The following is an 11083-nucleotide window of genomic DNA, read 5'->3' on the forward strand; positions in this document are numbered from 1 at the left end:
TTCGGGAGTGTTAATGATGGCCAAAGCGTTCAGTAACCTATTAAAATACATCGACAATTTACCCCATACTAAAAGGGAACAAGTATATCAATGGGTAAAACGTTATGTTGACCCGACCTCTTCCGTTGGTGGTAGATTGATTAACGAAATGAGGGAAACTCGTTTTAAAGATGGTTTCGAGTGTCCCCATTGTACATCTGAACACGTTGTTCGATTCGGAAAAGTCAAGGGTCGTCAACGGTATCGTTGTAAAAGTTGCCTTAAAACCTTTACGGATACGACTAACACCGTTCTTTATCGCACCCGAAAAGGTGATGAATGGATTACATTTGTGGATTGTATGTTCAAAGGCTACTCCCTGCGTAAATCGGCTGAAATCGTAGGGGTTACTTGGGTTACACTTTTTTACTGAAGACATAAACTGCTATCCGCCTTAAAGCAAATGGATTTTGACCATTTTGAAGGTATCGTTGAAGTTGACGAGACCTATTTCTTGTACTCTCAAAAAGGGCAATGTGGCATTACAGAACGGAAGCCTCGAAAACGTGGAGGAAAATCCAAACACAGAGGAATCAGCCACGAACAAGTATGTGTTCTTGTTGCAAGAGACCGTACAAAAGCAACCGTCTCCAAAGTATCTTGTATGGGGCGTATTGTAAAAACCAAAATTGAAACTATCATTGGTACTAAACTATCGTCTGACAATGTGCTTGTTACAGATGCTTGGAGAGCATACAAAACCTATGCAAAAGAAAAAGGATTAGAGCATTACCGAATCAAATCCGATGATGGAAAACACGTTATAAAAGGCTTATATCACATTCAAAATGTCAACAGTTTTCATTCTCGGATGAAGAAGTGGATTGACCGTTTTAAAGGTGTGGCTACAAAATATCTTGATAATTACCTTGCTTGGTTCTTATTTGTAGATAGCCGCAGTAACGAAAATACCAAGCAACATATAAAAGAGCTTCTGCTTACCTCATTTGTATTTGAAATGACAGAAACTTTTGAAAGTCTCCGTCTATCTAAGTTCAGTGCTTAAAAAGGTCATTAACGGGCAATCGGCTTATAAATACTGGGAGAGGAGAACTCAATTTATGGAAATTAGAAAACCAAACGATTCGGAATATAAAAAGGTTTTATCACTTTCACCACAAGCATTATTCGAAGGTACATTAGGCGAAGCAAAACCGTCAGATGAAAAAGTCAAACAACTTATTGAACTATTATTGCAGAAAGGAAGCTATTATTTGATAGCAACTGAAGGCGATAATCTAATGGGTTGGATTCTTATAGGAAAAAGTAAAGACCAATTTACTGAAAAGATATATGGATTTATTTATGAATTGTTTGTGTTAGAGGAATTTAGGGGAAATGGAATTGCAAAACAATTGATGGAAACTGGTATCGAACATCTTAAACAAGATGGATATTCAGAGGTTCGCTTAAGTGTATATGCAGGAAATCAAGCGATTAAACTGTACGGAAAATTAGGATTCAAAAATAGAACCATTACAATGAGTATGAACATATAAAACAAACATCTTTATTGAATATCTAATAGACTGGTTTATTGGGAATTGGGGAACCAAAAGATGGTTCCCTAACATTTTATTGAAAAAATCAACATTAAACATTAACAGAGCTTTTTTTTGAATCGAACTAGAAAAATATCGAATGATTTTGTAAAATCATTAAAGAAAGAATATTGTTTCTTTTTTTGAACATATGTAAGTATATTCGTTTTTATTTAATTATATAAACACTTTTTTAATCGTGTAGAATAATAGTGACATACTATAATTGAAATGTGTTATAATAAATGCGGAGAAGTTTTTGATCGAATTGATGGGATTTAGGGGGTCCAGTGATGAAAACAGATGTCATTTTAATTGGTGCGGGGGTTATGAGTGCGACTTTAGGGACATTGTTGAAAGAGTTAGCGCCAGAGTGGGAAATTACGGTGTTTGAAAGACTTGATCAACCGGCAGATGAAAGCTCGAATGAATGGAACAATGCCGGAACCGGTCATGCCGCACTTTGTGAACTAAACTACACAGTAGAAAAAACGGACGGATCAATTGATGTAAGCAAAGCGATCAAAATTAACGAACAGTTTCAAGAGTCGCTCCAATTTTGGTCTTATCTTGTTCAAAACAAGCGCATTCGCGACCCGAAGGACTTTATTATGCCTATTCCACATATGAGTTTCGTGCAAGGGGAAGAAAATGTTGCGTTTTTGAAGAAGCGGTTCGAACAAATGGTGCATAATCCTTTATTTAAAGGAATGAAATTTTCCGACGATCCGCAAAAATTAAAAGAGTGGATTCCGCTAATGATGGAAGACCGCATCGTCACAGAACCGATTGCTGCCACGCGCATAGAGTCAGGGACCGATGTGAACTTTGGCGCTTTAACGCGCATGTTATTTGAACATTTAGAACATAAGCATGTCAATTTATATTATAAACATCACGTTGAGGATATGAAACGGACGAGCGACAATCTATGGGAAGTAAAAGTACGCAATTTAGCGACTGGTGAAGTTGAAGTTCATCAAGCGAAGTTCGTCTTTATCGGTGCGGGTGGCGGCAGCTTACATTTATTGCAAAAGTCAGGCATCCCTGAAGGAAAAGGAATCGGTGGATTTCCAGTAAGCGGATTGTTTATGGTGTGCAACAATCCAGACATTATCGACCTACATCATGCGAAAGTGTACGGAAAAGCGAAAGTTGGTGCACCGCCAATGTCCGTTCCGCATTTAGATACGCGTTTTATTGACGGTAAAAAAATGTTATTGTTCGGACCGTTCGCTGGCTTTTCGCCAAAGTTTTTAAAGAACGGATCGATGTTCGATTTAATTACGTCTGTCAAGCCGCATAATGTGTTGACGATGCTCGCAGCAGGAGCAAAAAACATGGCATTAACAAAATATTTAATTGAACAAGTCATGTTGTCGAAAGAACAGCGCATGGAAGAATTGCGCGAATTTATCCCACATGCAAAAAGCGAAGATTGGGATGTCATTATTGCTGGTCAGCGTGTACAAGTCATTAAAGATACGGAAGCAGGGGGCAAAGGTACGCTTCAATTCGGTACGGAAGTTGTTGCCGCACACGACGGCTCGGTTGCTGCGCTACTTGGGGCATCGCCAGGCGCTTCAACAGCTGTTCATGTCATGCTTGAAGTCATTGAAAAATGCTTCCCAAATGAGATGAAACAATGGGAACCAAAAATTAAAGAAATGATTCCTTCATACGGCGTGTCGCTGATGAAAAACGAAACACTTTTACGCGACGTACAAACGCTCGCTGCCCAAACGCTCGGTTTAAAAGAAAATATGCCACTTCAAATTGCATAAACATAAAGGCAGAAGTCGGTGGGCTTCTGTCTTTTTTAGCGACGTGCATTTGTTGTAACGAGAAAAAAGGGTTCTGTTTTTAGGTTTATTATCAAAATATGTACTTCTTTTTTAACAATATAAAAAAAACAATATAAAAAAGAGTAATGTGGAAGTAAAGTAGAGTTTTTCGTTTCCTGACCATGGTCGTTTTTACTTATCAAGTACAACTTATGGTAGAAATCCAAAAAATGGTTCATCACCACAACATGTACTTTACAAGAGAGGGATTTTCTTGAGTCGCCGTGCACGAAAAACCTTATTTGCTTATTTTTCCTTATAAGTATAGAAAGGGCGTGTTCTGAAATAATCAAGTACAACTTTCGGTGAAGACCCAAAAAAATATTGAAATAACAAAAAGATTGTAATAATATATTTTTATATGAAAATACATAATTTTCAGTTTATTCAGTAGGAGGTGACTGCTTGTTGAAACGATCAGTGTTACAAATAGAAAGTTTGCGAGTTTCTTTCAGGATTCAAGATGAGTATTATGCAGCGGTGGATGATGTTTCACTAACTGTTCACGAAAACGAGGTGCTTGCCATTGTCGGAGAGTCCGGATGTGGAAAAAGCGCGCTCGCTCTTTCGATTATCGGATTACATCCGCCGGAACGGACGAAATTAGAAGGAACTGTAGTATTTAAAGGAAAAAATCTTTTAACACAATCGGTACAAGCATTAAATCAAATTCGCGGAAAAGATATCGGCATGGTTTTTCAAGATCCGCTGACGGCGTTAAATCCGCTTATGACTGTTGGCAAACAAATTGAAGAAAGCATGGACTATCACACCACACTATCTACTGCTGAGAAACGAAATCGGACGCTAGAGTTGCTTGAACAAGTTGGCATTTCAAATCCGTCACAAACGTATGACCGTTATCCTCATGAATTATCAGGAGGAATGAGACAACGTATAGTCATTGCCATTGCGATTGCTTGTAATCCCGCGCTACTCATCGCCGATGAACCGACGACGGCGTTAGATGTCACGATTCAAGCACAAATTATTAGCCTATTAAAAAACTTACAGCAACAACTCAACACAGGCATTCTTTTAATTACTCATGACTTAGGGGTAGTTGCAGAAATGGCAGATCGGGTAGCCGTCATGTATGGAGGCGAAATTGTCGAGCTTGCGGATGTACATACGCTATTTACCCGCCCGTTGCACCCGTATACCCGTTCGTTACTGCAGTCCATCCCTTCCTTGCAAACTCCAAAAGAAACGCTTCATGTGATTCAGGGGATTGTTCCACCATTGACGAAACTTCCGAGAACTGGCTGCAGATTTCGATCCAGAATTAGTTGGATTCATGAATCAAAACATGAGCCACATCCTATATTGCGCGAAGTCGAACCAAACCATTGGGTTCGTTGCACGTGTTACCAACATTTTTACTTTCCCGATGGGGGGGAAAAGGCATGACATTTCTCCGAGTCAATCAACTAAAAGTGCATTATCCGGTGCGCGGTGGTTTTTTTCGTAAGGTCATCGGGCATGTAAAAGCGGTCGATGGGATTAGCTTTGAATTGAAAAAAGGGGAAACGTACGGACTAGTCGGGGAGTCGGGATGCGGGAAAACGACAACGGGGCGAACAATTATTGGCCTAGTGAAAGCGACAGCAGGAGAAATTTTGTTTGATGGGAAAGATTTGACGAAACTAAGTCGCCGTGAATTTGTCCAATATCGAAAAGACATACAAATGATTTTCCAAGACCCGTACTCTTCGCTTAACCCAAGAAAACGAGTATTAGATATTGTTGCGGAGCCGTTGCGTAATTTTGAAAAACTATCTCCGCAAGAAGAAAAACAAAAAGTACAAGGTCTCATTGAAAAAGTAGGGCTGCATTCGGACTCCGTCTATAAATATCCTCATGAATTTTCCGGCGGACAACGGCAGCGTATTGGCATTGCCCGTGCCCTCACGCTCAATCCAAAGCTAATCATTGCTGACGAACCGGTATCGGCGCTTGACGTGTCTGTTCAAGCGCAAGTATTGAATTTCATGAAAGATATTCAAAAAGAGTTTCAGCTGACGTATTTGTTCATCAGCCATGATTTAGGAATTATTCGCTATATGTGTGATCGCATTGGTATTATGTACCGCGGGCAATTTGTCGAAGAAGGGACGAAGGACGAAATATTTCACGATCCGAAACATATTTATACAAAAAGGTTATTGGCGTCTATTCCTAACGCCGACCCGTTAAGACGGCAAGAGCAGCAAAAACTACGACAACAAATCGAAAAAGACTATGAACAATTGTATTCTCGTTATTTTGATGCGGAAGGAAGAGTATATCCACTGAAACGCATTTCCGAAACTCATTCGGTTGCGATCCCGTAAGAGAGGAAGGAGAGAGGATGGTCAAATTTATATTGCGACGTATCATGATGATGATTCCACAACTATTTGTTTTAAGTGTGCTTATTTTTCTGCTTGCCAAAGCGATGCCTGGTGACGCTTTAACAGGTCAGCTAGCGAATAATCCAAAAATGGATGCGCAAACGTTAGCAGAGATGAGAGAAAAACTAGGGCTAAACGACCCTCTGTATGTTCAATATACGCGTTGGATAAAAAATTTACTCCATGGAGATTTAGGATTATCATATGTTCATCAACAGCCTGTGACAGACTTGTTAGCAGGGAGAATGTGGAATACGATTTTGCTTTCGTTGTGTATTTTAGTGCTAACATACGCCATTGCCGTCCCCCTAGGAGTAATTTCTGGTCGTTGGCAAGATTCGTGGGCAGATAAGTTGATTGTCGGATATAGCTATGTTAGCTTTGCCACCCCGTTATTTATTTTTGCGCTCATCATGCTTTTTTTGTTCGGGTTTAAGCTCGGATGGTTTCCAACGGGTGGTAGCGTTGATATTCAGCTAGAAGAAGGGACATTTGATTATTACATAAGTAAGCTTAATCATCTTTTATTGCCGTCTTTATCTGGTGCGTTAATTAGTACGGTCGGAATCATTCAATATTTGCGTAGTGAAATTATTGACACAAAAGTAAAAGATTTTGTCCGCACGGCGCGGGCAAAAGGAGTGCCAGAAGCGAAAATTTATTCGCGTCATATTTTGCGTAACTCATTTTTACCGATTGCCGCTTTTTTAGGCTATGAAATTACTGGATTAATTGGCGGATCTGTTTTTTTAGAATCCATTTTTAGTTATCCAGGGATTGGTCAGCTTTTTCTTCAGTCGATTATGCAGCGGGATTATAGCGTCGTGACAGCACTTGTGATGATTTCAGGACTTGCAACATTAATCGGGACATTGTTATCGGACATCATTTTAAGTGTTGTTGATCCGCGCATCAGAATCGAGTAGAGGAGGGGGAGGAATGTATTGACACAAAATCAAGATCTACCTATGAAGACACTATATACGGGGGAAGAGAGTGCTCCAATGTATCTTAATCGAATTTTTCTTGATTAGTGAGAAAAAGACAGTAATCACGAACATGGATCGGTTAATGGCTTTTTGAAACAGCACTTGGATTGCGGTGATTATACGGGTTGTGCAACAACATTTGTTTAATCGCTTGATCGGGTTCGATTTCTTTGAATCATTTCGAAAAAAGAAATGTATAAGATTATGATGATGTTTTATGAAAAAAAAAAGGGAGTGTTGCAACAGCAACAAGAAAAAGGCGTGACTAATCCAAATCAATTATAAGGTAGGTGGCATTTTACTTTTATGAAACTTAGATTTTCTGAAAAAAGTGGAATATTCATGAAGGTTCTCTTGTTAGTTATTTCATGGTTTATTATTTTATTCAGCTTGATGATTTAAAATTCCGATGCGTTCATTTATTGGTTTAATCCAAGCGTAGTATCAATTAGCGATGAAAGGTATTTTTATACTTTAGTGCCTACCTTTTTCAATATCCTACTTTTATTTTTCCAAATTAAGTTTTTGGGGGTTAGAGAGAGAAAAACAACTATCCATAAAATCTTGTTTGTTACGCTTATCATTAATAGTATATTGTTTTTATATTATGTGCTTTACCAATTTTTTTAAATCAATTCAAAATTATTGGCACGTTAACACAACATGTACATGGTAAGCGAGGTGTTTTCTTGAGCCGTCACGTATGATTTACTGATTTTTTTCCTATGGGTGCAAGTAAGACATGATCTGAAATAGTCAAGTACAACTTTTGGTGAAGAGCCAAATTATTCATTAAATAACAGTATGAGTAACATCATTACCCGACTTTGCAATATTTCCCCAACGCTCTGAACGAAGTCCTTCAACGTTTGATGGATCGCATTGAAGCGAAGGTTGGCTTGCTCTAACTTGAATATATGAAAAACAAAGGAGTGGATTGTGTGAAGATCTTTAAGTATTTGCTTTTGGTTTCAATCGCTTTTTTTGTTTTTTTTCAAGACTTGATTATAGTTTAATTGATGCATTTGAGTCAAGCAGTTATTATACAAGATTAAGAGTGATTAAGATTTATTATGGACCACTTATTGCATAAGACAGAGGAGGGGGTATAAGAGTGAAAAAAACAGAACATTCAGCCTTTTCTGTTCTATGGCGGGAAGTAGTGAAAGATAAACTAGCGCTTAGCTCTCTTTTGCTTCTTTCACTCATTCTATCCATTGTATACGGGGCTTCCATTGTACTAGATCAAGAAGAAATCGTCAAAGTCGATCTTTTGTCCATCTACTCCCCGCCGTCTGCCGAGCATTGGCTAGGAACAGACTATGGTGGAAGGGATATTTTAGGACAACTCATTATTGGGGCGAGAAATTCTTTTACGATCGGTTTAGCCATTACGTTGCTGACAGGATTAATCGGATTAACAATCGGATTAATTGCAGGTTATTTTGGTGGAGTAATTGATAACATCATTATGCGTATTATTGATTTTATCCTTATTTTGCCTTTTTTAATGCTAGTTATTGTTTTCGTGGCAATCGTTCCGAAATATAACGTGTTTACGTTTATTTTGATTATGAGTGCCTTTCTATGGACAGGTAAAGCGCGGCTCATTCGGGCAAAGACGTTAGCGGAACGAGAGTTGGACTATGTGAGCGCCTCAAAAACGCTCGGCACGCCCGATTGGAAAATTATCATTCGGGAAATATTACCGAACTTAAGCTCGATCATTATCGTGAATTTAACATTGAATCTTGCAGGCAATATCGGAATTGAGTCAGGACTAAGCTATTTAGGATTTGGTCTCCCAGAAAGCACGCCAAGCTTAGGGACATTAGTCAGCTATGCGACAAATCCGGATGTATTGCAAAACAAATGGTGGGTTTGGTTACCAGCATCAGTACTTATTTTAGTAATGATGTTGTGTATAAATTTTATCGGCCAAGCGTTAAAACGTGCGGCTGATGCAAGACAACGATTAGGATAAAAGGGGGAGATGGAATTGAAAAAAAGGTATTGGAAGTTTTTTAGCGTGCTCGCTGGACTGGCACTCGTATTGTCCGCATGCACCGACTCGACAAGTAGCGATCCAAAAAAACCGACGGAGCAAACTGCACCAAAAGAAGACATCGGCAATTTTCCGATGACGGTCAAAAACGATGGAGAAATTGTCGACGGCGTACTTACTTATGGTTTAGTGTCAGATACACCATTTGAGGGGACGCTCAACTATGCATTTTACACAGGGCAGCCAGATGCGGAAATTTTGCAGTTTTTTGATGAATCGCTATTTCGTACAAACGGAGACTATGAGATTACGAATGATGGGGCAGCCACGTACGAGCTCTCCGCAGACAAAAAAACAATGACAATTAAAATTAAAGACAACGTGAAGTGGCACGACGGGGAGCCAGTAAAGGCAGAAGATTTAGAGTATGCGTATTTAGTCATCGGACATAAAGATTATACAGGGGTGCGTTATGGCGATGCGCTTATACAAGGTATTGTCGGCATGGAGGAGTACCATAGCGGAAAAGCGTCAACGATTTCCGGCATTGAAGTAGTCGATGAAAAAACGCTTACGATTACGTGGAAACAGGCGAATCCATCCGTGTTAACCGGAATTTGGGCATATCCGCTGCCGAAACATTACTTAAAAGATATTCCAATTGACCAATTGGCTCAATCAGACAAAATTCGTAAAAATCCGATCGGTTTCGGACCGTTCAAAGTGAAGAAAATTGTCCCAGGAGAATCGGTGGAAATGGTGCGCAACGATGACTATTATGGCGGAAAGCCGAACTTAAAAGGGGTCATTGTAAAAGTCGTCAGCCCGAAAGTCGTTCTTCAGTCGTTGAAAAAAGGCGAAATTGACATTGCAGAATTTCCAACCGATCAGTATTTAGGTGCGAAAGGAACGAAAAATATTCAATTCGTTGGCAAAATCGACTTAGCTTACAACTATATCGGCTTCAAGCTCGGGCATTGGGATGCGAAAAAGCAAGAAAACGTCATGGACAATCCAAAATTCCAAGATAAACGATTGCGCCAAGCGATGGCATATGCGATTGATAACAAGTCAGTCGGCGAGAAACTTTATCATGGGCTGCGCTTCCCTGCGACAACGCTCATTCCACCATCGTTTCCTGGCTACCATAATAAAGAGGCAAAAGGCTATTCGTATGACCCAGAAAAAGCGAAAAAGCTGTTAGATGAGGCAGGGTATAAAGATAAAGATGGCGATGGGCTTCGCGAAGATCCAAACGGAAAGAAACTTACGATTCATTTCCTTGCGATGAGCGGCTCCGATGTGGCCGAACCGTTAGCGAAATTTTATATGCAATGTTGGAAAGATGTCGGATTGGACGTTCAATTAGTCGACGGACGCTTAGCGGAGTTTAACTCGTTCTATGATATGGTTGAAAAAGACGACCCGAAAGTCGATGTGTTTGCTGCTGCTTGGGGAACAGGAACAGATGTTGACCCATACGGACTGTATGGACGAAACGTCATGTTCAACTACTCGCGTTGGGTGAACGAGAAAAATGATGAGCTACTCGAAAAAGGGCATTCGGAACAAGCGTTTGATAAAGAATACCGGAAAAAGATTTACAACGAATGGCAAGCATTAATGAACGAGGAAGTCCCGGTAATTCCGACACTATACCGTTCAGCGCTTTATGCAGTAAACAATCGGGTGAAAAACTTCACGGTCGATCCAAGCTCGCAGTTGACGTGGAAAGATGTCGGTGTGACAGCAGAAAAACCAGAAGTAGAATAATAAATGAAGGGGCGGTTCGAGAAAAGAACCGCTCTGTTCATTTATCTAGCGTGTGACACTAGGTTATCAATTTTATTAAAATCATCAAATAATGATAAAGATTTTCATAAAATTGTTTATCAGTCCATGCCATTTATGCGACATGTACTCTGATCCATGCCAAACGCCTTTGCGAATACTTTTCTCATCATTTCGCAATATGATTAAGAACATATTGTCAAATCAAAAATAACTGTTTTCACAAAAAAATTTAATTATTCCGTTAATCTTATTTATCTATATTTTATCTATATTTTATTTTTCTCTTTATGTTAGTTCGAACTGGTGGATTATGAACGAAGAGAAAAATATTTTTTATTTTTAGTTGCAAAATGCAAATAATTACGTATAATAAAGGGTAGTGTCAAAAAATCTATGAAAAGTCCTTTTTAAGGCATTTAAAGAGGAGGATGGGATCGGATTCGCCCTTGACCAACACTCGCCAAAGGAGAGAAACGGT

The 11083-nt window shown here is 39.4% G+C and carries 7 protein-coding genes and 1 pseudogene; all 8 read left to right on the top strand.

Translation table 11 applies throughout. From position 1 onward, the window contains the following. The first annotated feature begins 16 nt into the window (after nucleotides 1-16). The 8 genes and pseudogenes from CS060_RS11900 to opp4A all read left to right on the top strand — a co-directional run bounded on the left by CS060_RS11900 (nucleotide 17) and on the right by opp4A (nucleotide 10584). Nucleotides 17-1045 (top strand): annotated as a pseudogene (locus tag CS060_RS11900) (IS1595-like element ISBsu3 family transposase). Nucleotides 1046-1100: 55 nt separating this feature from the next. Next, nucleotides 1101-1538, top strand: coding sequence for a GNAT family N-acetyltransferase (locus tag CS060_RS11905; RefSeq protein ID WP_099669000.1), 438 nt, complete (start codon nucleotides 1101-1103; stop codon nucleotides 1536-1538). Nucleotides 1539-1873: 335 nt separating this feature from the next. Then, complete coding sequence (locus CS060_RS11910) at nucleotides 1874-3364, top strand: malate:quinone oxidoreductase (protein WP_035047762.1); 1491 nt, start codon at nucleotides 1874-1876, stop codon at nucleotides 3362-3364. 465 nt (nucleotides 3365-3829) lie between these two features. Further along, entirely contained in the window at nucleotides 3830-4834 is a 1005-nt protein-coding gene (locus CS060_RS11915) for an ABC transporter ATP-binding protein (RefSeq protein WP_035047764.1), read from the top strand. Beyond that, nucleotides 4831-5757 carry an ABC transporter ATP-binding protein gene (locus CS060_RS11920; protein WP_035047765.1) on the top strand — a complete coding sequence of 309 codons (927 nt, stop codon included), beginning with the start codon at nucleotides 4831-4833 and terminating at the stop codon, nucleotides 5755-5757. Before CS060_RS11915 ends, CS060_RS11920 begins: the two co-directional genes overlap by 4 nt. A gap of 17 nt (nucleotides 5758-5774) precedes the next feature. After that, nucleotides 5775-6743, top strand: coding sequence for an oligopeptide ABC transporter permease (gene opp4B, locus CS060_RS11925; RefSeq protein ID WP_035047768.1), 969 nt, complete (start codon nucleotides 5775-5777; stop codon nucleotides 6741-6743). Nucleotides 6744-7920: 1177 nt separating this feature from the next. Beyond that, nucleotides 7921-8790 carry an ABC transporter permease gene (locus tag CS060_RS11935; RefSeq protein ID WP_369795726.1) on the top strand — a complete coding sequence of 290 codons (870 nt, stop codon included), beginning with the start codon at nucleotides 7921-7923 and terminating at the stop codon, nucleotides 8788-8790. A 15-nt stretch (nucleotides 8791-8805) separates the two neighbouring features. Further along, entirely contained in the window at nucleotides 8806-10584 is a 1779-nt protein-coding gene (gene opp4A, locus CS060_RS11940) for an oligopeptide ABC transporter substrate-binding protein (protein WP_257211137.1), read from the top strand. Nucleotides 10585-11083: the final 499 nt, after the last annotated feature.

The organism is Anoxybacillus flavithermus (assembly GCF_002742685.1).
In the GTDB taxonomy this organism is placed as follows: Bacteria; Bacillota; Bacilli; order Bacillales; family Anoxybacillaceae; genus Anoxybacillus; species Anoxybacillus flavithermus_E.

What these genes read in the sequence shown, in the direction of transcription:
- CS060_RS11905 (WP_099669000.1), top strand. Translation starts at nt 1,101, where the DNA reads ATGGAAATTAGAAAACCAAACGATTCGGAATATAAAAAGGTTTTATCA.
- CS060_RS11910 (WP_035047762.1), top strand. Translation starts at nt 1,874, where the DNA reads ATGAAAACAGATGTCATTTTAATTGGTGCGGGGGTTATGAGTGCGACT.
- CS060_RS11920 (WP_035047765.1), top strand. Translation starts at nt 4,831, where the DNA reads ATGACATTTCTCCGAGTCAATCAACTAAAAGTGCATTATCCGGTGCGC.
- opp4B (WP_035047768.1), top strand. Translation starts at nt 5,775, where the DNA reads ATGGTCAAATTTATATTGCGACGTATCATGATGATGATTCCACAACTA.